Annotated in this window: 16 protein-coding genes; 8 read left to right on the top strand and 8 right to left on the bottom strand. The window is 73.6% G+C overall.

Annotated features, from left to right (window positions below; all coding sequences use genetic code 11):
* The first annotated feature begins 73 nt into the window (after positions 1-73).
* Together ABGB06_RS28255 and ABGB06_RS28260 are read left to right on the top strand one after the other, a co-directional pair.
* Complete coding sequence (locus ABGB06_RS28255; protein ID WP_347594451.1) at positions 74-2,176, top strand: hypothetical protein; 2,103 nt, start codon at positions 74-76, stop codon at positions 2,174-2,176.
* Positions 2,177-2,313: 137 nt separating this feature from the next.
* Positions 2,314-2,619 (top strand): 4a-hydroxytetrahydrobiopterin dehydratase, encoded by a 306-nt coding sequence (locus tag ABGB06_RS28260; RefSeq protein WP_347594453.1) that lies wholly within the window; start codon positions 2,314-2,316, stop codon positions 2,617-2,619.
* A gap of 157 nt (positions 2,620-2,776) precedes the next feature.
* Here ABGB06_RS28260 and ABGB06_RS28265 read toward each other — a convergent pair whose 3' ends face one another.
* Entirely contained in the window at positions 2,777-3,379 is a 603-nt protein-coding gene (locus ABGB06_RS28265) for an ABATE domain-containing protein (RefSeq protein ID WP_347594455.1), read from the bottom strand.
* 66 nt (positions 3,380-3,445) lie between these two features.
* On the opposite strand from ABGB06_RS28265, the gene ABGB06_RS28270 reads away from it, so the two are divergent.
* Positions 3,446-3,835 (top strand): RidA family protein, encoded by a 390-nt coding sequence (locus ABGB06_RS28270; RefSeq protein WP_347594457.1) that lies wholly within the window; start codon positions 3,446-3,448, stop codon positions 3,833-3,835.
* Between the two features lie 49 nt (positions 3,836-3,884).
* Here ABGB06_RS28270 and ABGB06_RS28275 read toward each other — a convergent pair whose 3' ends face one another.
* Both ABGB06_RS28275 and ABGB06_RS28280 read right to left on the bottom strand, forming a co-directional pair.
* Positions 3,885-5,483 (bottom strand): molybdopterin-dependent oxidoreductase, encoded by a 1,599-nt coding sequence (locus ABGB06_RS28275; RefSeq protein WP_347594459.1) that lies wholly within the window; start codon positions 5,481-5,483, stop codon positions 3,885-3,887.
* Between the two features lie 151 nt (positions 5,484-5,634).
* Positions 5,635-6,477: an aldo/keto reductase gene (locus ABGB06_RS28280; RefSeq protein ID WP_347594461.1), complete on the bottom strand. Its 843-nt coding sequence runs from the start codon at positions 6,475-6,477 to the stop codon at positions 5,635-5,637.
* 167 nt (positions 6,478-6,644) lie between these two features.
* Here ABGB06_RS28280 and ABGB06_RS28285 point away from each other — a divergent pair, with 167 nt between their 5' ends.
* On the top strand, positions 6,645-7,670 hold the full coding sequence (locus ABGB06_RS28285) for a bile acid:sodium symporter family protein (RefSeq protein ID WP_347594463.1): 1,026 nt from the start codon (positions 6,645-6,647) through the stop codon (positions 7,668-7,670).
* Between the two features lie 316 nt (positions 7,671-7,986).
* On the opposite strand, the gene ABGB06_RS28290 is transcribed toward ABGB06_RS28285, so the two are convergent.
* Positions 7,987-11,124, bottom strand: a complete 3,138-nt coding sequence (locus ABGB06_RS28290) for a glycosyl hydrolase 115 family protein (RefSeq protein ID WP_347594465.1) — start codon at positions 11,122-11,124, stop codon at positions 7,987-7,989.
* Between the two features lie 727 nt (positions 11,125-11,851).
* Between ABGB06_RS28290 and ABGB06_RS28295 the strand changes: the two genes are divergently transcribed.
* Entirely contained in the window at positions 11,852-12,823 is a 972-nt protein-coding gene (locus ABGB06_RS28295; protein ID WP_347594467.1) for a glutathione S-transferase C-terminal domain-containing protein, read from the top strand.
* On the opposite strand, the gene ABGB06_RS28300 is transcribed toward ABGB06_RS28295, so the two are convergent.
* A complete protein-coding gene (locus ABGB06_RS28300; protein ID WP_347594469.1) occupies positions 12,771-14,273 on the bottom strand; it encodes a sulfatase-like hydrolase/transferase in 1,503 nt (500 codons plus the stop codon). The two genes, ABGB06_RS28295 and ABGB06_RS28300, sit on opposite strands and share 53 nt — an antisense overlap.
* 659 nt (positions 14,274-14,932) lie before the next feature.
* On the opposite strand from ABGB06_RS28300, the gene ABGB06_RS28305 reads away from it, so the two are divergent.
* A complete protein-coding gene (locus tag ABGB06_RS28305; protein WP_347594471.1) occupies positions 14,933-16,843 on the top strand; it encodes a sulfatase in 1,911 nt (636 codons plus the stop codon).
* Entirely contained in the window at positions 16,840-19,206 is a 2,367-nt protein-coding gene (locus tag ABGB06_RS28310) for an arylsulfatase (RefSeq protein ID WP_347594473.1), read from the top strand. The genes ABGB06_RS28305 and ABGB06_RS28310 overlap by 4 nt, the downstream gene beginning before the upstream one ends.
* A 55-nt stretch (positions 19,207-19,261) precedes the next feature.
* Here ABGB06_RS28310 and ABGB06_RS28315 read toward each other — a convergent pair whose 3' ends face one another.
* Positions 19,262-19,642 (bottom strand): DoxX family protein, encoded by a 381-nt coding sequence (locus tag ABGB06_RS28315; protein ID WP_347594475.1) that lies wholly within the window; start codon positions 19,640-19,642, stop codon positions 19,262-19,264.
* A gap of 248 nt (positions 19,643-19,890) precedes the next feature.
* On the opposite strand from ABGB06_RS28315, the gene sigJ reads away from it, so the two are divergent.
* Entirely contained in the window at positions 19,891-20,769 is an 879-nt protein-coding gene (gene sigJ / locus ABGB06_RS28320; RefSeq protein ID WP_347594568.1) for an RNA polymerase sigma factor SigJ, read from the top strand.
* Between the two features lie 27 nt (positions 20,770-20,796).
* On the opposite strand, the gene ABGB06_RS28325 is transcribed toward sigJ, so the two are convergent.
* On the bottom strand, positions 20,797-22,167 hold the full coding sequence (locus ABGB06_RS28325; RefSeq protein WP_347594477.1) for an MATE family efflux transporter: 1,371 nt from the start codon (positions 22,165-22,167) through the stop codon (positions 20,797-20,799).
* Positions 22,164-23,150: an aminoglycoside phosphotransferase family protein gene (locus ABGB06_RS28330; protein ID WP_347594479.1), complete on the bottom strand. Its 987-nt coding sequence runs from the start codon at positions 23,148-23,150 to the stop codon at positions 22,164-22,166. The genes ABGB06_RS28325 and ABGB06_RS28330 overlap by 4 nt, the downstream gene beginning before the upstream one ends.
* Between the last annotated feature and the right edge of the window lie 50 nt (positions 23,151-23,200).

The raw sequence follows: 23,200 nt of genomic DNA on the forward strand, positions 1-23,200 counted from the left end.
GAGAATCGGAGCGACGAGGCGATCAGGGACGATCAGTGGACGATCGGTGCGATGAACGACGAAGGGCGGTTCGGTGCGGGTGACGGCGTGGCGCAGCGGCGGGGCGGCACTGCTGCGGGTGCTGGCGGTGTGGGCGGCGAGCACCGTGACCATGCTGCTGCTGGCCCTGCTGCTGCCGGACTTCCGGCTCCAGTCGGCGGACGGTGAGAGCCTCTCCCGTATCGGGCTCACCGCGGCGCTCGGCGCCGGCGCGTTCGGCCTGCTGCACGCCCTGGTGTGGCCGTGGCTGGTGCGCGCGCTGCTGCTGGTGCCGGCGCTCGCGCTGGCGTCGCTGGTGTTCCTGCTCGACGGCTCGCTGCTGTGGCTCGCGCTCAGCGCGGTACCGGACGGGCAGGGCGAGGCCACCCCGGAGACCGCGGTGGTGGTGGCCGCCGTCATGTCGCTGGCCTCCTCGTCCACCTCGACGCTGCTGGCCGTCAGGGATCCGGGGGCCGAGGCGCGTCGGCTGCGCCGGATGGCGGGCATGGGCGCGCCCCCGAGGCCGTCGAACTGGCGCCGGACCCTGCCGGGTGGACGGCCCGGCGGCGCGCTGTCCGGCCGTCCGCCCGGCATCGTCTTCCTCCAGCTCGACGGCATCGGGTACGAGCGGCTGGTCCAGGCCATCGCCGGGGACCGTCCGGTGATGCCCACCGTGGCCGCGATGTGCGGCACCAGCCACCGGCTGGTGCCCTGGCGCACCGACTGGTCGAGCCAGACCGGCGCCTCCCAGCTGGCCATCCTGCACGGCACCAACGAGGACGTGCCCGCGTTCCGCTGGTTCGAGAAGGACACCGGCGAGGTCATGGTCAGCAACCGGCCGGCGCACGCGGCCGAGCTCCAGCGTCGGGCCGCCGCCCGCAGCGGCGGCCCGGGGCTGCTGTCCGGGGACGGCGCCTCCCGCGGCAACCTCTTCACCGGCGGCGCCGGGGAGAACGCGCTGGTCCTCTCGGTCGCGGCTCGCCGCGGCCGCGGCCAGCGCTCGCGCGCCGGATACTTCGCCTACTTCTCGGACCCGGCGCACGCCGTGCGCACCGCCCTGTCGTTCGTCGCCGAGCTGGTCAGGGAGCTGGTCCAGGCCGGCCGCGCCCGGCTGCGCGGCGAGCGCCCCCGGGTGAGCCGCGGCGGGCTGTACCCGCTGATCCGGGCCTTCGCCACGGTGGTGCAGCGCGACGTGGTCACCGCCGCCGTCGTCGGCGACGTGCTGACCGGGCGCGGAGCGGTGTACGCCGACCTGGTCGCCTACGACGAGGTGGCGCACCACTCGGGCCCGGCCGGCCGGGACACCGACCAGGTGCTGGCGCGGCTCGACCGGTGCGTGCGGGTGGTCGCCCGGGCCATCGCCTACGCCCCCCGCCCATACCATCTGGTGCTGCTCTCCGACCACGGGCAGAGCCACGGCGAGACGTTCCGGGCCGCCTACGGCCACTCGCTGGAGGAGCTGGTGCGGATCGGCTCGGGCCGGCCCGTGACCCGGGCGCGGAAGCGGCAGGAGATCGGCGCCGAGGCCCGCGGCGCCGCCCGGGTCGCCCTGCACCGCAGGGAACGGCCGTCCATGGCCGCGCCGCCCGACGCCGCCGCCGCGCCGGTCGTGCTCGGCTCGGGCAACCTGGGCCTGATCTCCTTCCCCGACCTGCTGGGCCGGGCCGGGCGCCGGGCCATCGAGTTCCGCTACCCGCGGCTGCTCGACACCCTCGCCGAACACCCGGGCATCGGCTTCCTGCTGGTCCACGACGAGCGCCACGGGCCCGTGGCGCTGGGCGCCGGCGGCGCCGAACACCACCTCGCGACCGGCCGGGTCACCGGCGCCGACCCGCTCGCGCCGTACGGTCCCGGCGCCGCCGCGGCGGTCCGCCGCGTCGCCGGCTTCCGGCACGCCGCCGACATCATGGTGAACTCGGCGGTGGACCCGCGGACCGGCGCGGTGCACGCGTTCGAGGACCAGATCGGCTCGCACGGCGGCCTCGGCGGCGAACAGAACCGCGCGTTCCTGATGTCGCCGGTCGCGCTGTCCGCGCCGGTGCCGGACGGCGGGGAGCTGGCCGGCGCGGAGGCGGTGCACCACGTGTTGCGCCGCTGGCTCGCCGAGGCCGCGGCCCAGCCGGCACGCCGCGCGGACGCGCTTGCCGCGCGTGACTAGGTCCCCGTGGGCGGGGATGCTCGTTCGGGGTTGTCGCGTGGGGAGCGCCGTCCGCCCGAAGGGTGGGGCAGGCGGGACCGTGAAACACGTCCTAGGCTGGGTGGGACCCGGGGGACCCGCGAGAGGAGCCCGACACCATGGCACCGCAGCCGCTGACCGAGTTGGAGATCGCCGAGGCCCTGAGCGGCCTGCCGGGCTGGTCGCTCCAGGAGGACCGCCTGGTGCGCGAGTACACGCTCCCGGGGCACCTGCCGGCGGTCGCCATGCTGGTGCACATCGCCTCGGTCCAGGAGGAGCTGAACCACCACGCGGACCTCAGCGTCACCTACAACCGCCTCGGCGTCTCGGTGAACACCCACAGCGTCGGCGGCAAGGTGACCGAGCTGGACACCCAACTCGCCATCCGCGTCGAGGAGCTGGCCCTCTCCCACGGCGCGTCCTGACCTTCCGCGGCGGCGGCCCCTGAGCGCTGTGCCGCGTTGCAGGACATCGACTTCCGCAGGCCCTCGGCCTGGTTGAACCGGGATTCCCGCGTCTCGGCTCCGCCCGTCGCACCCGGCGCGGCTGGGCCCCGGTCGACGCGATCCGCGCCGGGTCGCGTCAGGAGTCGGTGGCCCGCCGGGCGCGGAGCGCGCGGAGCTTGTGGCGGTTGCCGCAGCGTTCCATCGCGCACCAGCGCCGGGCGCCGGGGCGGGACGAGTCCACGAACACCAGCGGGCAGTTGTCGCTCGCGCACTCGCGGATGCGCCCGGCGAGCGGCCCGGACAGCAGCTCGATCATCTCCCGCGCCATCGTGGACAGCGCCTGCGCGGCCCGCACCGGTGGCGCCCAGGCCGTGGCCGTGCCGTCGGCGGCGAGCTCGGGGACCAACGGTGCCGCGGCCCCCGCCTCGTTGAGGGCCGCGACCGCCTCGGCCGGCAGCGGGCGGCCCGCCGCGCGGGCGTGCGCCGCGTCCCAGATCGCCTGACGCAGGGCCTTGGCCGCGGCCAGGCCGCGGGCCGTCACCGGCTCCGTCAGGACCGCGGTCAGCGGCGGCTGGGCCAGCCACGCGCCCAGGTCGGCGGGCTCGTGGAGACTCTCGAACACCGCGTACCGGCCCTCGCCGCCGGTATGGGCGAAGTCCAGGCAGAGGGCGCCGGCGTCGAACCGGAACGACCCTCCCTTCGGATCGTGCAACACCCGTCCGGTTGCGTTCGTTCGCATGAAACCACTATAACTAGTGCCGTACGGAACCGCTATAACCGGTTTCGCTCTCGGAGGAGGCAACCCATGGGCATACGGCACATCAACCCCGAGGGGCTGCATCGCAGCCCCGCCTTCAGCCAGGCCGTCGTGGTCGAACAGCCGGCGAAGACGATCTACATCGGCGGACAGAACGGCGTCGACGCCGACGGTCGGGTGGTCGGTCCCACCGTCGGGGAGCAGACCAGGCAGGCGTTCCGGAACCTCGCGACCGTCCTGGAGAGCGAGGGGGCCAGCCTGGCGAACATCGTCCACTGGACCATCGCCGTGGTGCGGGACCACTCGTTCGACGAGGGCGTGGCCGCCTTCCAGGAGGTGTGGAACCCGGCGGACCCGCCGCCGGCCATCACGGTCCACGTCGTGGCCGGCCTGGGCCCCGGGTTCCTCGTCGAGATCGACGCCGTCGCCGTCGTCTGAGAAGCCGGCGCCCGGAGTGTTCCGGGGCGCCGGCAGGGCGAGGCGCGGGCTACTCGACCTCGACGCGGATCTCGTGGTGGCCGGTGGCGCCGTCCGGGGCCGGCGGGGCCGACCGCGCGGTCTGGGTGGCGCCCGAGCGGTCGGTGGCCCGCACCCGGAGCACGTGCGAGCCCGAGGTGGCCGGCCACTCCCACACCCACTGCCGCCAGGTGTCCACGGAGTGCTCGTCGGCCAGCCGGGCCTCGTGCCAGGGGCCGTCGTCGACGCGGACCTCGACCCGTTCGATGCCGGTGTTCTGGGCCCAGGCCACGCCGGCGACGGGCACCGGGCCCGGCCGCAGGGGCGCGGAGCCGTCCGGCGTGTCGATGCGCGACTGGGTCTTGATCGGCCCGCGCTCGGCCCAGCCGCCGCCGACCCAGTAGGCGTCGTAGTCGGCGAAGGTGGTCAGCTCCAGCTCCGTCAGCCACTTGCAGGCGGAGACGTAGCCGTAGAGGCCCGGCACCACCATGCGCACCGGGAAGCCATGCTCGAACGGCAGTGGCTCGCCGTCCATGCCGACCGCCAGCAGCGCGTCCCGGCCGTCCATCACCGTCTCCACCGGGCTGCCCAGCGTCATGCCGTCCACCGAGCGCGCCACCAGCTGGTCGGCCGGGCCGCCCTCGGACGGCGGTCGCACCCCCGCCTCGCGCAGCAGGTCGGCCAGCCGCACCCCGATCCACCGGGCGTTCCCGACGAGGTCGCCGCCGACCAGGTTGGAGACGCAGGTCAGGGTGATGTCCCGTTCGACCAGCTCGCGGCGGAGCAGCTGCCGGAACCCGAGGGTCAACGGGCGGCTCACCCCGGCGCCGCGGATCGTCAGCCGCCACGTCTCGGCGTCCACCCGCGGCACCCGCAGCGCGGTGTCGATGCGGTAGAAGTCGTCGGTCGGGGTGCGGAACGGGCTCAGGCCGGCCACCCGCAGCCGCGCGCCGGCGGGGACCGGGCCGGCGGGGGAGTCGGCGGCGGGCAGCCGCACCGCGGACCTGGACGCCTCCGCGGCGGCGTCGTCCGCCGAGCGCAGCGCGCGGCCCAGCAGCCCGACGCCGGCCGAGGCGGCGGCCGTCGAGGTGGCCGCGACCAGGAAGGCGCGCCGGTCGAAGCCGGCGTCGCCGGGCCCGGCGTCCTCGTGCGGGACGAGCCGGCGGGTCAGCCAGACCAGCACGCCGGCGGCGACCGCGCCGCCCAGCAGCGACGGCACGGCGTCCTCGGCGCCGGCGCCCGACCGGCTGGCGGCGGCGACCGCGCCGACCACGCCGAACAGCAGCGCGCCGACCACCGCCGCGGTCCGGCGGGCCCGCGGCCCGGCCGCGGCGAGCAGGCCCAGGCCGGCGGCGTAGAGGGCGAGCAGGATCACGATGCCGATCCTGAGCACCAGCTTGTCCGCGGTGCCGAAGGTCTCGATGGCCCAGTCCTTCACCGCCGCCGGGGTGTGGTCGATGACCACGCCGCCGACGGCGGTGACCGGGCTGGCCTCCGGGCGTGCGGCGGCCGTCGCGAACTCGGCGGCGGCCAGCCCGGCGCCGGCCGCGAGCAGCCCGCAGAGCGCGGCGAGCCCGACCCGGGCGACCAGGGCCGACCGCGGGCGGGAGGGTTCGGGGTTCGCGTCCACCCCACCATTCGACTGCATCGGGGCACCGGCGCGGTACCGCGAAAGAAGAACGAAACGCTGACGGTTCGGCCGCCGGCCCGGCGCGGTTCTCGCCGAGGGCGGGTCCGCCCCGGGCGAACCGGCGCCGGGCCGGCGGCCGGGCTGACGCGACTCAGCCCCAGTCGAAGGTGTCCGGGTTGGCGCCGAAGCGGGTGCCGGAGTCGAGGTTGGTGATCGCCGTCAGGTCCTCGTCGTCCAGGTCGAAGTCGAAGACGTCGATGTTCTCCTTGATCCGGGACGGCGTCACGGACTTCGGGATGGCGACGTTGCCGACCTGGAGGTGCCAGCGGAGCACCACCTGGGCCGGGGACCTGTCGTGCTTCCTGGCGAGCTCGCCGAGCACCGGGTCGTCGAGCAGGCCCTTGCCCTGGCCGAGCGGCGACCAGGCCTCGGTGACGATGTCGTGCTCGGCGTGCAGCGCGCGGAGCTCGGACTGCTGCAGGTAGGGGTGCAGCTCGATCTGGTTGACGGCCGGCACCACGCCGGTCTCGTCGATCACCCGGCGCAGGTGGTCCGGGTGGAAGTTGGACGTGCCGACCGCCCGGGCCCGGCCGCTCTCCGCGAGCTCGCCGAAGGCGCTCAGGATGGTGAGGTAGTCGTCGCGCATCGGGCGGGGCCAGTGGACCAGGTAGAGGTCGACGTAGTCGAGGCCGAGGCGTGCCAGGGAGGCGTCGTACTCCCGCAGCACCGCGTCCCGCGTCCACGTCTCCGAGGAGCCGTTCCACAGCTTGGTGGTGACGAACAGCTCCTCCCTGGGCAGGCCCGAGTCGGCCACCGCCTGCCCGACACCCTCCTCGTTGCGGTATATCGTCGCCGTGTCGATGCTGCGGTACCCGGCGGCGAGGGCGTGGCCGACGGCCTCGGCAGCCTCCTCCTGGGGCACCTGCCAGACGCCGAAGCCCAGCTGGGGCATCTCCGCGCCGTTGGTGAGGGTCACGTTCGGGACGCTGTTCACGTTCGAACACCGGTCCTTTTCTCGTCGGTTCTTGCGCGGTTCTGATCCGATTCTGAGACGGATCTGCTTCGATCTGATCGATTCGAGGTCGATGCGAGGCCATTTTCCATCGTCCATGATCTGGGCCCGACACGCACTCCCGCGGGCCCGGAGGCACAATGGCGCACGTGCGCAGACTGGCCCGGCTGATCGACCCCTACATCGTGCTGCTGCTCGGCACGGTCGGCCTGGCCGCACTGCTGCCGGCGGAGGGCGCCGCGGCCGACGGCGTGGACGCCGCCGCGACCGGCGTCATCGGGCTGCTGTTCTTCCTCTACGGCGCCCGGCTCTCCACCCACGAGGCCGTGGCAGGACTGCGCCACTGGCGGCTGCACCTGACCATCCTCACCGCCACCTTCGTGGTCTTCCCGCTGCTCGGCCTCGCCGCCCGCGGCCTGGTGCCCTGGCTGGTCACGCCCGACCTCTACGACGGGCTGCTGTTCCTGTGCCTCGTGCCCTCCACGGTGCAGTCGTCCATCGCCCTGACCTCCATCGCCCGCGGCAACGTGCCCGCCGCCATCGCCGCCGGCTCGTTCTCCAGCCTCGTCGGCGTGCTGGCCACCCCGCTGCTGGCCGCCGCGTTCATCGGGGCCAGCGGCGGCTTCTCCGCGGAATCGTTGCTGCAGATCGCCGGGCAGCTGCTGGCCCCCTTCGTCCTGGGCCAGCTGCTGCGCCGTTGGATCGGCGACTTCGTGGTGCGGCACCGGGCGGTGCTCTCGTTGGTGGACCGCGGCTCCATCCTGATCATCGTCTACGCGGCGTTCAGCGAGGGCATGAACCAGGGCGTCTGGGGCGAGGCGAGCTGGCCGCGGCTGGTCGCGGTGGCCGGCGTGAACGCCGTGCTGCTGGCCGTCATGCTGCTGCTCACCGGCTACGGGTCGCGCCGGCTGCGGTTCTCCCGCGAGGACCGCGTCGCCATCACGTTCGCCGGCTCCAAGAAGTCGCTGGCCGCCGGCCTGCCCATGGCCAGCGTCATCTTCGGCGACCAGGCGGCGCTCGCGGTGGTGCCGCTGATGATCTACCACCAGCTGCAGCTCATCGTCGGCGCCTACCTGGCCAGACGCTGGGCCCACACGGCCGCCGACCCCACCCCGCCCCCCGCCGACCACCCATCCCCGGCCGGCACCGCGGGGGACCCCGACGGCCCGCGGTAGCCAGCCCGTCCGGCCGACCCGTCCGTCACTGGCCGACACCGCCGGGGACCCCGACGGCCGGCGGTAGCCAGGCAGGCCGCGCGGGCCCGGCCCGGACGCGGCCAGCTAGGCGGAGCCGGCCGCCCGTCCGACGCGGCGGGCAACGCCGACGCGCCTGCGCGACCGGCGGGGTCGGATCCGCGGGAAGATCGACCCTCAACCGGCCGCACAGGCACTCCCCACCGAACGGGGTCCTCGGTCCCGGGTCCGCGGGTTCTCCTGCGGGCCCGGTTAGCTCGGGCGCAGCCCGCTCGCGGGCCCCACCGAACGGGGTTTCTCAGTCGCGGGCGCGCAGGCTCTCCGGCGGGCCCAGGTAGCTGGGGCGCAGCCCGCCCGTGTCCACCACCAGCTTCTGCAGCACCACCGTCGGGTCGACCATCCAGAACTTCAGCGTGTGCCGGCCGGGGCCGGCGAGCGTGTGGCTGGTGACCGTCAGGTTCACGTTGTTCGACGTGTTCCGCTCCCACTGCCGGTTCATCGACGTGTCGTCCGCGCCGGTGACGGCGGTGACGTTCACCGTCTGCGGCTCGGCGTCGTCGAACGAGACGGCGTAGCGCAGGCCCTCGGTCGGCAGCACGTTGTTCCGCGGCGAGAGGTAGGCCAGCACCCGCACCTCGCCCGCGGTGAACAGCGTCATCGTGTACTCCAGGCGCGGCCCGCCGCCGCCCGGGGTGCGGCTCGGCGCGGTCACCGGGAACGGCGTCATGCCGTCACTGGTGCGGCCCAGGTCCGGCAGCCGCTCCCAGCGCACGCCGTGGCTGTTCACCGCCCGGGAGTGGTGCGCGGCGTCGATCGACACGTAGCCGCCGGCCTCCACGAAGCCCGCCAGCTCGTGCGGCCTGACGTCCGGGTTCTCGATGAGCGCCCGCACCTCGACGCGTGACCCGCCGGGCCCGGTCACCGTGATCGGCACGGTGCTGGAGCCGGACGGCGCCCGGGAGAAGTCGACGCGGACGATGCACCGCACCTGCTTCTCCAGCCGGCCCCGGGCCCTGGTGACGGTCACCCAGTCCTCGGCCGGCTCGATCCGGTAGTGGAACGGCACGGAGCCGCGGTTGAACACCTCGATGTACTGCTCGGGGGCGGTCTGGTACGGGCTGAACACCGGCAGTTCGGCCGGGCCCTCGGCGTCCGGCCACCAGGCGTCGGAGCCGTCGACCGCCACGCCGAGCTCGGCCCGGGCGGGCAGCTCGATGCGTTGCACGGCGGGGAACACCTCGTCCGGCAGGGCGACGTTGTTCAGCTCGGGCTGCTGCCACGGGGCGTTCGGGCCGTAGCGCTCGACGTCGCCGTAGCCGATCTTGGGCTGCGTCTGGAAGCCCTGCCACTTCCCGTCGGAGAGGGTGTTGTTGTAGTAGTCGGACATGGCCTGGTCGTCGGCGAACCGGGCGTCGCAGGCGTCCGCCAGGTCGTTGGTGGTGGCGCGGCCCTGGCCGGCGTAGTGGATGTTGGTGAACTCCGCCAGCCGCAGCGCGTACAGGTTGGCCGTGGCCTCGACCTGGTACTGCACCAGCTGGTAGTACGCCTCGTGGTACTCCTCGGGCAGCCGGTTGCCGATCCGCTCGACCTGGGCGTCCAGCTGCTCCCACTCCGCGGTGACCGTCTCGATCTCCCGGTAGGCGCTGAGGCTGAACGGCGTGGCCTCGTCGTCGTAGACCACGGCGGAGGAGTCGGTGGCCGGGTCCTTGGCCGGGTCCAGGGTGATCCGCCGGTTGAGCAGCTCGGGCTTGCGGCGGGCCTGGAGCACGCCGTAGTCGTGCAGCACCTCGGCGATGGCCTCGGCGTGCCGCTCCGGGAAGCTCTGCGCGGCGTACTGCCGCTCCCACTCGCCCAGCTGGTCGACGTCCCAGCGCTCCGGGTCCCAGGCGTAGTCGAGGAAGAACTGCAATGGCAGCTCCTCGGCCTTCATGTCGCCGACGTTCACCACCCACAGCCGGTCGATGCCGTAGGAGTGCGCCATGTGCAACTGCTCCCAGGTGGACGCCAGGTTGATGGTGTCCACCCACTTGTAGTTCCGGCCGCCGCCCACGTAGTCGAAGTGGTAGTAGATGCCGTAGCCGCCGGGGCGCTCCGGCAGGCTGGGGTCCGGGACCTTGCGCAGGTTGCCCCAGTTGTCGTCGCAGAAGACGACGGTGACGTCGTCCGGCGGGCGCAGGCCGCGGTCCCAGTAGCGCTGGACCTCCTTGTAGAGGGTGAAGACCTGCGGGACGCCCGCGATGTCGCCGTCGACCTCCTCGGTGAGGATCCGCCGCTGGTTGTCCAGAATGGACTGCATCAGGTCGATGCCGTCGCCGTCGGGCAGGCTGACGTCGCCGTTGCCGCGCATGCCGAGGGTGACCACGCCCTCGAAGTCCTCGGCGACCATCCGGCGCACGCCGTCCCGCCAGTAGGCCTTGACGGCGTCGGCGTTGCGGCGGAAGGACCATTCGCCGGTGCCGCCGTACGGGTCCTCGCCGGGGGTGGTGATGTTGCCGTCCGCGTCGCGCACGGCGGGCACCGCGTGCCGGTTCCACTCCTCGATGCCGCGCATCATCGGGGCCTCGTGCGAGGTGCCCATGACCACGCCGTACCGGGTGGCCGTCGCGTGGTTCTCCGGATCGTCCTCGGCGAACGCGCGGCCCCACACGGCCGGCCACAGGTAGTTCGCCTTCAGCCGCAGCATGACCTCGAAGATCGCCGCGAAGAAGCCGCTGTTGAAGCCGCCCTCGTAGCCCGGCGCGTGTCCCGGGCCGAAGAACGCCGGCGCCCACGTGCCGAGCGCCGGGTTCTCGTCGTTGATGAAGAAGCCCCGGTACTTCACCGCCGGGGTGCCCTGGCTGTACCGGCCCGGCAGGGCGTACAGCGCGTCGTGGTGCGGCACCGGCACGTCGTCCCACCAGTACCAGGGTGAGACGCCCATCTGCCGGGAGGCCTCGTAGACGCCGTAGATGGTGCCGCGCTGGTCGCTGCCCGCGATGACGAACGCCCGGCGCACGCCCGGCAGCGGGTCGCGGACGAGCTGCTGCCGGCTGGTCTCCCAGGCGCCGGCGATGCCGTCCACGTCCAGCTTGCCGTCGGCCACCAGCTGGTCGATGAGCGGGCTGACGCCGAGGGTGCCGACGAGGACGATCTCCTCGTGACCGCTCGGCACCTCGCCGCGGACCACGTCGGGGCGGATGTCGGTGACCCGTTGGATGTCGGCCTGGAGGTCGTCCACCACCCGCAGCACGCCCGGGTGGTCGGCGGAGCTGACCACGATCGGGGCGGCCCGGCCGTGCGCGGCCAGGCGGAGACTGCCCGGCTGCCAGGAGGTGGAGAGGAAGGTGGCGCGCCGGTGGGCGGCGCCACGGGTGGTGGCTGAGGCGAGGGTGGGGGTCATGGTGGACGCGGCGACGGTCATCGGAAGGAGGCCCAGGAAGGTACGGCGGCTCGTCATATTCGTGCTGCTCCAAGCGGCAGGCGCAGACCGATAATTTCCGGAACTATTCCGGAAGTTGGTTCGGGCAGGCTAATGACGTGTGATGTCCAGGTCAATACTCTGTTGCCGGTCGAATTCCGGCGGTGCGGCGGGGGAGGTACGAGACCGTGCGTGACCTGCTGGGCTGCGGGGATCCGAAAGATTTCCGGGCGCCGATTGGCAGGCCGCGAGGGGGCGGGCGACGACGCCTCCCGAGCGCGGGCGCACGGAACGGCGGAGACGGCGCGTGTCCGGACTGTGCACACGCCCTTGACGCTCCACCGGAGCAGTCGGACAATCCGACGGAAGTCTTGGATGGCGGCATGTAGCCTTCGGGACCGAGGAATTGACGAGAACGACCCGGGACGGCGGGTGGTCATGACGGCGCAAGAGCGTCCTCAGACGAGCTGGGCCACACCTCCTGGTGTGCCCCGGCCGCGTCTGCTGACCTCGCGACGCCACATAGACCTGCTCCGGGTGTGCAGCGCCATCAGTTCGCTCCGCTGAGGCGACGCCGGCGCATGTCGCCGAGCGTGTCGAACCGGCGCCCGGACCGGCGCCTCTGACCGGCCGTTCGCGCCCCCTGCCCTCTTCCTCCCTTCCTCTCTCCCGTTTCTCCCGTTCTTCCCCCCTCTTCTCGCCCCTCCGCCGCGCCGGCGCTGACTCCGGTCCGCGTCCACGTGCCTGCCGACATCCAGGGAGCGTCATGTCCTCCTCCGGTTCGCCGACCCAGCCCCACCCGTTCCGGGGCCGGATCGGTCCCGACGCCAGCAGCGGGTACTATCCCGCGCCCCATCGCTACCAGCTGTATCTGAGCCTCTCCTGTCCGGGCTGTCTGGGCATAGCGATCACCTACGACCTGCTCCGCCTCCACGACCGGGTGGAGCTCACCCTGCTGCCCGCCGTCCCCGACGACGCCGGCGGCTACGAGGTGCTCCGGCCGGCGTACGAGGCGACCGCGCACCGCTGCGCCGGCCCGGCGGCCGTGCCCGCGCTGGTGGACCGGTGGACCGGACGCGTCGTCAGCAACCACGCGCCGCACATCCTGCGGGACCTGGCGAACCGCTTCCGGGCCGACGGGCCCGAGCTCTTCCCCGCCGGGCTGGACGGCGCCATCGAGCGGGTGGTCCGCTGCTGCGACCAGCGGATCGGCGAGGCCGCGCAGCGCGCGGGTCAGGCGTCCCCCCGCGCGCGCCAGTCCCCGAACGGTCAGTCCCCGAACGGTCAGTACGCGCCGAACGGCCAGCAGGGCCGGCCAGCGCCGGGCGCGCCCGAGGCGGAGGACCACGAGAGCGGCGGCCGGGCCAGCGCCCTGGAGAGCCTGCTCGCCGGACTCGACGCCATGGAGGAGGCGCTCGCCGACGGCGGCCCGTTCGTGCTCGGCACCGAACTGACCGCCGCCGACGTGCACCTGTGGACCACCCTGGTGCAGCTGGACACCATCCACCGCTGGCACCTGGACGCCGAGGCGGTGCACCGGATCGCCGCCCGCCGGCACGTGTGGGGCTACGCCCGCCGGCTGCTGCGCCAGCCGGCCTTCCGCGGCCGGCTGCGCACCGACGACATCGCCAGCCGACACCACCACCACTGCCGTGGTCAGGAGGCCGCGGGCGCCGCCGTCCAGATCATCGACTGGGCGACTCCCGATTTACCCGCCCCGGTTCGCCGTCCGCACTGAGCGACCCGGCCGCCGCCCGGTGGCCGAACGGCAGGCCCTGCCACGGCAGCTCCCGCGCCTCCGGATCCGCCCTGCGCTGCAACCGCGCCGGGCGGGCCGGAGCCCGTTCCACCTCGGCGGGACGCTCCCCTGCGCGTTCCAGCCAGGCCAGCAGGCCCGCCCGCATCCGGTCCGCGACGGCCCGGTGCGAGTCCAGGCCGACCAGGTTGTCCAGCTCGTACGGGTCGGCCGCCAGGTCGTACAGCTCGGTCTCCTGGTAGCGCGGCGCGTCCGGGTCGTGCCACGGGTCGACCTCGCCCTCCGGCGCCGCCACGGCGTACTTCCACCGCTCCGTGCGCACCACCCGCCCCACCTGCGACTCGCTGATCTGCACGAAGACCTCCTCGGGACGGCCCGGGTCGGTGCCCCCGCCGAGCAGCGGCAGGAACGACCGGCCCTGCATCGACGCGGGCACCGGCACCCCGGCCGCCGCCAGCAGCGTCGGCGGCAGGTCCAACGTGCTCACCGGATGCCGGACCCGGCCGCCGCCGGTGAAACCGGGGCCGGTCAGCGCCATCGGCACCCGCACCGAGGCGTCGTGCGCGGAGCGCTTGTACTCGGTGTTGCGGGTGCGGAAGTGCGAGCCGTGGTCGGCCGTGTACGCGAGCACGGTGCGGTCCGTCAGGTCCAGGCTGTGCAGCGCGTCCCGCAGCCGCCCGATGCCCTCGTCCACCCGCTTGATCTGCCCGAGGTAGCCGGCCAGGTGCCGCAGCGCGCCGCCCTGCGGGGCGCCCGGGCTCAGCGCCGCCAGGTCCGGCGGCAGCCAGCGGCCCTCGTAGCGCTCCCGGTAGCCCTCCGGCGCCGGATAGTCGTCCGTGGCGTTCTGGTGGTGTGGCTCCAGCAGCGACAGGAAGAGGAAGAACGGCCGGTCGTGGTGGTCGGCCACGAAGCGGATCGCGGCGTCGAACAGGGCGTCCGAGCGGTACCCGGGCAGCCGCACCGGCCGGCCCTCCTCGTCCCACACCACCGTCCGGTAGGCGTCGGAGGTGAACTCCAGCAGCTCGCTGGCCAGCCACCGCTGGTAGCCGCCGCGCCGCTCCGCCGGCACCGGGCCCGCGCCCTCGCCCGGGCCCTGCCCGGCCAGATGCCACTTGCCGATGTAGCCCGTGGCGTATCCGGCGTCCGCGAACGCCCCGGCCAGGGTCGGCACGTCGTCCGGCAGCGGCAGCCCGTTGCGGTGCACCCCCGTGGTGGTCGGCCAGCAGCCCGTCTGCAACGCCGCGCGAGCCGGCGCGCACACCGGCTGTGGGGTGATGGCGTGTTCCAGATGCGTGCCGGCGCGCGCCATGCGGTCGAACTCCGGCGTGACGTCGGCCGGGTTCCCGTGCACGCCGGTGGTGTCCCAGCGCTGCTGGTCGGTGAGGATGACGATGACGGAGGGCTGCGAGGGGGGCGGGTGCTCGGTGGTCATGGCGTGACGTGCTCCATGTCGTTCTGGGGGTTCGAGCGTTCTGGGGGTTCGAGCGTTCTGGCTGGCGGTTCTGAATGATGGGCGTCCTGGCTCTCCCGGTGCCCACCCCGAACGCTCTCACGCCGCGGCCCGGCCGTGACCGGGGACGTCGCCAGGGAACGGTGGGAAAGCCGTGGGTGACGGCCGGTCGCCCATCGTGGAACGGGTGTTGACTGTCCCGGAGCGTTGCTGACACCCTGGTTCACGTGAACCGCGAACTGCGCCTCGTGTCCCGCCGGCACGTCGACCTTCGTCGGCAGGCCAGCGCGATCTGTGCCGCGTGATTCGCCGTGCCGACCGCTGACCGGCCGGTCTCGCTGACCCGCTGATCCTCGGCACCGCCCGCCGCCCCGGCCGCTGGGCACCCCCGCACCTCGTCGCACGCCGCAGCGCGTGCCCCCCGCCGATCCGTCCCGCCCCGTGAGGACGGGGCGGCCGCTCAGGCGACCCGGTTCCCGTTCCGTTCCCGTTCCAGCGCCGCGCCCGTGCGCCGGCGTTCCGTCGCTGACGGTTGATCATCGATCGCTCAGCGCACCGGTCGCCGCCCGGGCCCGGCGAGCCGCAGTGCTCCATCCGTGAACCGCACAGGCCCGTGACATCACTCAGGAAGGGATCCGCTCGTGAAGGCCGTCATGGTCATGTTCGACAGCCTCAACCGCCACATGCTGCCTCCCTACGGCGCGACCTGGACGCACGCCCCGAACTTCAGCCGGCTGGCCTCGCGTACCGTCACCTTCGACACCTGCTACGCCGGGTCGCTGTCCGGCATGCCGGCCCGCCGCGAACTGCACACCGGACGGCACAACTTCCTGCACCGCGGCTGGGGTCCGCTGGAGCCGTTCGACGACTCGGCGCCCGAGCTGCTCGGGCGGCACGGCGTCTACACCCACCTGGTGACCGACAACCAGCACTACTTCGAGGACGGCGGCGGCACCTACCACACCCGGTACCACAGCTGGGAGTTCTTCCGCGGCCAGGCGGGTGATCCCTGGCATGGCCAGCTGGCCAGCCCGCGCCCGCCCGAGGACCTGCACGCCACCCGCGACGTGCGGTGGCGCCAGGACTGGGTGAACCGCCGGCACCTGGACACCGAGGAGAAGCATCCGCAGACGCTGACCTTCGACGCCGGCCTGGAGTTCCTGCGCACCAACCACGCGCACAGCAGCTGGTTCCTGCAGATCGAGACGGCCGATCCGGACGAGCCGTTCTTCACCCACCAGCGCTTCAAGGACCGCTACCCGCACGACTACGCGGGGCCGCACTTCGACTGGCCTGACGCCTGCCGGGTCACCGAGACCGACGAGCAGGCCGCGCACGCCCGCTACGAGTACGCGGCGCTGCTGTCGATGTGCGACCACTCGCTGGGCCGCGTCCTCGACGCCATGGACGAGTACCACCTGTGGGACGACACCCTGCTCGTGGTGTGTACGGACCACGGCTACCAGCTCGGCGAGCAGGGCTGGTGGGCCACGTCCGTCCAGCCCTGGTACGACGAGCTGGTGCACACCCCGCTGTTCGTGCACGACCCCTGGCTGCCGTCGCTGGACGGCACCCGGCACGCCGGCCTCGTCCAGACCATCGACCTCGCGCCGACGCTGCTGGAGTACTTCGGCGTCGCCCGACCCGACGACATGCGCGGCCGGCCGCTGCGCGAGGCGCTGGAGGACGAGGCGCCGCGGCACAAAACATCGGAGGACGAGACGCCGGAGCACGGGGCGCCGGAGCACGGGGCGCCGGAGAGGGCGTCGGCCCGACCCGCGCGCGAGACGGCGCTCTTCGGCACCTTCGGCGGTCACGTGAACATCACCGACGGCCGCTACGTCTACCTGCGGGCCGGCGTCCAGGACGGCAACGAGCCGCTGTACGAGCACACGCTGATGCCGACCCGGATCCGCGGCCGGCTCACCGCCGAGGAACTCGCCGACGCCGAACTGGTCGGGCCCTTCTCCTTCACCAAGGGCGTGTCGACGCTCCGCTTCCCCGCCGTGACCGCCCCGTTCCTCAGCCCGGCCCGGTTCGGCACGCTGCTGTTCGACCTGGCCGTCGACCCCGAGCAGAAGAACCCGATGGTCGACGACGACGCGGAGCTGCGGATGATCCGGCTGCTCGTCGAGGCGCTGCGCGAGCACGACGCCCCGCCCAGCCAGTACCAGCGGCTCGGGCTGCCCGAGGACCCCGCCGCGGTGTCCGCGGAACATCTGCTGGTCGCCGCGCAGCGGGACCGCGCCGAGGCGGCCCGCCGGCCGGTGCCGCGCGCCGACGACTTCCCGCAGGGCCGGCTGCACCTGCGCACCCCGCTGGCCGAACTGCTCGCCGAACCGCTGGCGGTGGCCGCGATCCGCCGCCACCTGCCGGGGCTGTTGGACGCCGAACTCCACGTGGTGCTGCGCGCCGGCTCGTTGCTGCAGCTCGCCGCGGCCAACGGCCGGCCGGGCCGGCAGCGGCTGACCGCCCTGGCCGTGGAGCTGGCCCGGCTGTTCCCGGCCTCGGAGAGCGACCTGCTGCACGACCCCGTGCGGAGCCTGGCATGACCGCGTCGCCGCCCGGGCCGCTCCCCGGGCCGCGGCGCTCCGCGCCGCACCGCCGTAACCCCTACGACGGCTTCCCCGGCATCGTGGGACGCACCTTCGCGGAGTCCGACCCGGCGTGGCCGGCCCCGCACCGCCCGCGCCAGCTCGCCCCGAACATCGTCGTCGTGCTCGCGGACGACATGGGCTACGCCGACATCGGCCCGTTCGGCTCGGAGATCCCCACCCCCACCCTGGACCGGCTCGCGCGCGACGGCCTGATCCTCACCAACTACCACACCGTGCCGCTGTGTTCGCCGGCCCGCGCCGCCATGCTCACCGGGCTCAACCCGCACCGCGTCGGCTACGCCACGGTCGCCAACGTCGATCCCGGCTTCCCCGGCTACGGCATGGAGATCGCCGAGGACATCCCGACGCTGGCCGAGACCCTGCACGACGCGGGCTACGCCACCTACGCGGTGGGCAAGTGGCACCTGGCCCGCGACGCCGCGTCCAACGCCGCGGACGACCGCCGCGACTGGCCGCTGCGCAAGGGCTTCGACCAGTACTACGGGGTGCTGGAGGGCATCACCAGCCTCTTCCACCCGCACCAGCTGGTCCGCGACAACACCCCGCTGGACATCGACGCGTTCCCCGACGACTACTACTACACGGACGACATCACCGACCAGGCCATCGCCATGGTCACCTCGCTCCGCGCGCACGACCCCGACAAGCCGTTCCTCCTCTACCTGGCGCACAACGCCGTGCACGGCCCGCTGCAGGCCAGGCCGGCCGACATCGCGCGGCACCGCGGCCGCTACGACGACGGCTGGGACGCGCTGCGCACCGCCCGGTTCGACCGCCAGCGCGCCGCCGGCCTGCTCCCCCCGGACACCCGACTGCCCGGGCGGGAGCCCGAGGCCGACGACGGGATCCCCGCCTGGGCCGACCTGACGCCCGGCGAACGCCGCCGCCACGCCCGCTCCATGGAGGTGTACGCGGCGATGGTGGACAACATCGACCAGAACCTCGGCCGGCTCACCGACACCCTGGACGCGATGGGCGAGCTGGACAACACCATCATCGTCTTCACCTCCGACAGCGGCGGCACCGGCGACGACGGCGCCGCGTGCACCCTCGGCTACCTCAGCGGCTTCGTCCGGCACCCGCGCCTCCCCGAGGACTGGGCGGCCGACGCCGCGCGGAGCGACCCCGAGCTGATCGGCGGCCCGCGCAGCCTGACCCACTACCCGCGCGGCTGGGGCATGGCCTCCAACACCCCGTTCCGGCTCTACAAGGGCCAGGCCCACGCCGGCGGCGTGCGCGTGCCGTTCCTCGTCTCCTGGCCCGCCGGGCTGCGCCGGGAGCCGGACGACGACGGCCTGCGCCACCAGTTCCAGTACGTCACCGACCTGGCGCCGACGCTGCTGGAGCTGGCCGGCGTCCGGCGCCCCACCGAACGCCGCGGCCGGCCGGTGCAGGAGCCCGACGGCGTCAGCTTCGTGCCGGTGCTGGCCGAGGCCGCCGCCGCGAGCACCCATCCCGAGCAGTACGGCGAGGCGGCGGGCAACCGCAGCTACCACCGCGACGGCTGGAAGCTGGTCACCCGACACCGACCGGGTGAGCCCTACGACGACGGGGAGTGGTCGCTCTTCGACGTCCGCCGCGACCCCACCGAGACCACCGACGTGGCGGCCGACCACCCGGTGTTGGTCAAGGAGCTGGCCGCCGCCTGGGAGACCGCGGCCTGGCGCGACGGCGTCTTCCCGCTCGTCGACGCCAGCGGCGCCCTCGCCTTCCGCAGCCCCGAGGAGCAGCGCCTGCTGCGCCCGGTCACGCTGCTCCCCGGCACCCCCGAACTGGAGCGGTACCGCTCCTCCCGGCTGATCGCCTTCCGGTCGTTCACCATCACGCTGGCGATCCGGCGGCACGACGCCGACGACCGGGGCGTGCTGGTCTCGCATGGCGACCAGGGCGGCGGCTACGCCCTGTACGTCGAGAACGGGCGGCTGCGCCTCGCGTTCAACGAGTACGGCGAGCTCCACGAGGTCGACGCCGGCCCGTTCGGACCCGGGGCGCACACGGTGGAGGTGTCCGCCACGGCCCTGCCGGACATCCGCTGGTCGTTCGACGTCTGGCTGGACGGCCTGCGCACCGGCGGCCTGGACGGGGTGCGGCAGCTCATCGGCATGGCGCCGCTCCAGGGCATCAGCGTCGGCCTGGACCGCAAGTCCCCGGTGTCCTGGCCGGTGCACGAGCGGCACGGCACCTTCCGCTACACCGGCACCCTCACCGCCGTGACCTACACCCCCGGCGAGTCCGCCCCCTACGACCCCCAGGAGATCGCCCAGTCCCTCCGCGAGGCGGCCGCCGCCGTCGACTGAGCCCGCGGCCCCGAGCCCGCCGCCCCGACCCCATGGACCCGACCCGTGGCCCGGGTCAGCCGGTGAAGGACTCGGGGCCGAAGCGGCCCCAGGCCACGACGGCGCCCAGCACCAGCAGGATCAGCGGCATCGCGATCACCCGCGCCTCGTCTCGGCGGAGGTGCATGACGACCGCACCCACCATCAGCAACACCACGCCGACGGCGGCCAGCGGCACCAGCACCGGCGCGATGTCGAACGCGGCGGGCAGGATCAGGCCCGCGGCCGCCAGCACCTCCAGCGCGCCGACGACCTTGAGGGTGCCGGCGTCGAGGTCCTCGACGACTCCCATGCCGGAGGCGACCAGCTTCTCCCGGGACTGCACCAGCTTGACGGCGCCGGAGGCCAGGAAGGCCGCGGCCAGCAGCCCCGCGACGATCCACAGAGCGATGTTCATGGGCGTTCTCCTCGTAGGTGGTGCGCGACGACGTGTCCTTCTCACCCGTTCGACGGCACAACCCGTGGGAATGTGAGGCGACCGCCGACCTCACACTTCGGTGCCGCGTCTCGTCGGACGGAGGAGGGCGGAGGCGACCGAGGGAGTTGGGCCACACCATGACCACTCAGCCAGAGCCGGACCAGCCAGGCCAACCGGACCGGCCGGGGCCGGCGGAGAGCCGGTTCGATCCGGCTCTGGGCGCGGTCATGAGCGAACGGCGCCAGCTGATCGGCCTCGCCTACCGGATGCTCGGCTCGCTGGCCGAGGCCGAGGACGTCGTGCAGGAGACCTACGCCCGCTGGTACGCGCTGCCCGCGGAGCGACGGGACGCCATCGCCTCGCCGGGCGGCTGGCTGACCACGGTCGCCAGCCGCGTCTGCCTCGACGTCCTCGGCTCGGCCCGGGCCCGCCGCGAGCGCTACGTCGGCGCGTGGATCCCCGAACCGCTGCCCGACCGCTCGGAATGGGCCACCGAGCGGTCGGGCGGCAGCGCCGCGGACCCGGCCGACCGGGTCACCCTGGACGAGTCGGTCACCATGGCCTTCCTCGTCGTGCTCGAGTCGATGACCCCGGCCGAGCGCGTCGCGTTCGTCCTGCACGACGTCTTCCGCTACTCCTTCAACGAGGTCGCCGGGATCGTCGGCCGCACCCCGGCGGCGTGTCGCCAGTTGGCCTCCTCCGCCCGCCGCCGGATCCGCGCGTCGCGGGCGCCCGAGACGTCGCAGGACCGGCGCTCGGACGTCGTCCGGGCCTTCCAGGCGGCGTGGCAGGCCAAGGACATCGACGCCCTGGTCGGCCTCCTCGACCCCGACGCCACGGCGGTCGCCGACGGCGGCGGCCTCGTCAGCGCCGAGTACCACCCGGTCACGGGCGGCGAGCCCATCGCCCGGCGCCTCGTCGAGATCCTCGGGCTGGCACCCGGTCTGGCCGTCCTGACGCGCACGGTCAACGGCCAACCGGGTCTGGTGGTGCGGCAGGACGACGTGGTCGTCGCGGTGCTGGCGGTCGACGTCGCGGGCGACCGGATCACCCGAATCTGGGCGGTGCGCAACCCCGAGAAGCTCCGCACCTGGACGACGCGCTGACACCCCGCCTCGGCGACCCGGCCGGGCTCAGGGACCCGCGGGAACGGCGGCGCCGGGACGGTGGCGCAGCCGGCGCAGCAGCAGGAGGGCGACGGCTGCCGTGGCCAGCTCGCCGGCGGTCAGGGCGGCCCAGACGCCCGTGGGGCCCAGCTGGCCGAGGGCCACGACCAGCGGTGCCTTGATCAACAACAGGGTGCCGATGGATATCACGTAGGCGGGTGCCGGACGGCCCAGTGACTGGAAGTAGGCGGCGACCAGCGGGGCGATCCCGGCGAAGGCCAGGCCGAGGGCCATGACGCGCAGTGCCCGGGCGGCGGTGGCGGTGGTCTCGGGGTCGTTGAGGAACAGCGCCACCAGGGGCCCGGCCAGCAGCGCGAGGGCCGCGGCGGTGACCAGGCCGTACAGCAGCGAGCCGAGCAGCGCGAGGTCACGCGCCCGCAGGACCCGGTCGGTCAGGCCGAGCCCCGCGTTGTAGCCCGCGATGGGCTGCAGACCCTGGCTGATGCCGGAGTGCGGCATCATGACGAACATCTGCAGGCGGGCGCACACGGCGTAGGCGGCCAGGGCCGTGACCGCTCCGGCGGCGGTGAGGGTGGCGTTGATGAGGACGGCCAGGAGCGTGACGCCCGCGCCCGCCAGGAACGAGGGCATGCCCACGTGGAGCAGCGCCCGCACCGTCGGTCCCTTCGGAACCAGGTCCGCGAGGCCGACGCGGTAGGGGCGGTCGCGCCGCAGGAAGAAGAACCACAGGCTCATCGCCGCGGAGACCAGCTGGCCGCCGACGGTGCCGAGCGCGGCGCCGCGCACTCCCATGTCGAACCCGAAGATCAGCAGCGGGTCGAGGGCGATCTGCACGGCGACCGGCACGACCCACAGCAGCGTCGAGTACCCCATCCGGCCCTCGGCACGGACCAGGCTGGAGAAGCCCGTGGCCACCAGCGATCCGGACAGCAGCACCACCGCATAGGGGCGGGCACTCTCCCGCAGCGGCCCCTGGGCGCCGAGCAGCGTCAGCAGCGGGTCGAGGAGGACCAGGCCGAGGACGGTGACGACGGCGGCACAGATCCAGAACAGGGTGAAGGCGTTGCCCGCCGCCCGCGCGGCCGCCCGCCGGTCACCCGCGCCCAGGGCTCGGGAGACGAGTGAGGCGCCGCCCGCGCCCACGGTGGTGGACACCGCGCCCAGCAACAGCAGCAGCGGGGCCATCAGGTTGACCGCGGCCATCGCGGTGTCGCCCACCCCGTGGCCCACGAACCAGGCGTTGGTCAGCGCGTAGATCCCGTACACGCCCACCGAGGCCGTGGTCTGGACGCAGGCGCGCCACAGCAGTGGGCCCACCGGCCGGGTGCCGAGTCGGGACGTGTGGTCGGTCGGGGAGGCGGTTCGCGTGCCTCTCACCGGCGGTGGCGGCCGAACAACGCCATGACGTCGTCGAGCTGGACGCGGGCCCAGTCGTACTGCCGGGTGTCGGCGTGCCCGCGGTACACCGTCTCGATCACCATGATCAGCAGCAGGTGGAGGCAGTACAGGCGGCGGCGCACGCGCTGCCTCGCGGTCAGCTCGGGGTGGCCGTAGCCGCGCATGAAGGGCCGGGCGTCGCCGAAGACGGCCAGCTGGGTGCCGGTGAACCCCGCCTCGATCAGGGGATCCCCGTAGAAGGCGCGTTCGTGGTCGATGACGCAGACGATCCTTCCGTCGCGGACCATGACGTTGCTGTCCCACAGGTCCCACTCCACCAGCCGCGGTTCCGTCACCGCGTCGAGGCTGTCGGCGTGTTCGGCCACCACCGCGCGCACGGTGCCGTAGTCCCACCCCAGGTCGACGCCGCGGCGCTCGCCGTCGACGAGGACGTCCTCGATCATGCCGGTGAACACCCGCCTCCAGCTCGGATCGACCGGACCCGCGAGAGGCCCGAAGCCCGGTCCGCGGACGGAGTTCAGCTCCCGGTTGGCCGCCCCGAGCTGTGTCATGTAGGCCTCACGTTCGGCCGCGGGGAGCTGGTCGGCGATGATGCCGAGGTTGTCCGCGTCGACGTACGGCATGAAGAAGTAGTCGGCGTCACACAGCTCGTGGCTCCGGTCGGCGAAGTCGACGGTCGGGACCGGCACGGACGTGTGCTTGCGCAGGAGGTCGAGCGTGTCCAGCTCGATCGACATGGCGCCGCGCTCGTACGTCATCACCTCGACTCCCGCCGGCGGCGCGATCTTCAGCACCACGTCGGCTCCGTCCCGCAGGCGGATGCGGTAGGCGACGTTGAACCAGCCGTGTCCCAGCTCGCTCGCCCATCCCTCCCCGGTCGGGGTCCGATCGGCTCCGTAGGCGCGCTCGATCATGGCGCGCAGCACGGCGGGCGACTGCCGGTTCTTGGTGATGCTCTCCACGGCGGTCCTCTCGATCGACTCCTCCACTACGCCGCCCGCTCGCGCGGGAT

The organism is Streptomyces sp. B6B3, assembly GCF_039871525.1.
Taxonomy (GTDB): domain Bacteria; phylum Actinomycetota; class Actinomycetes; order Streptomycetales; family Streptomycetaceae; genus Streptomyces.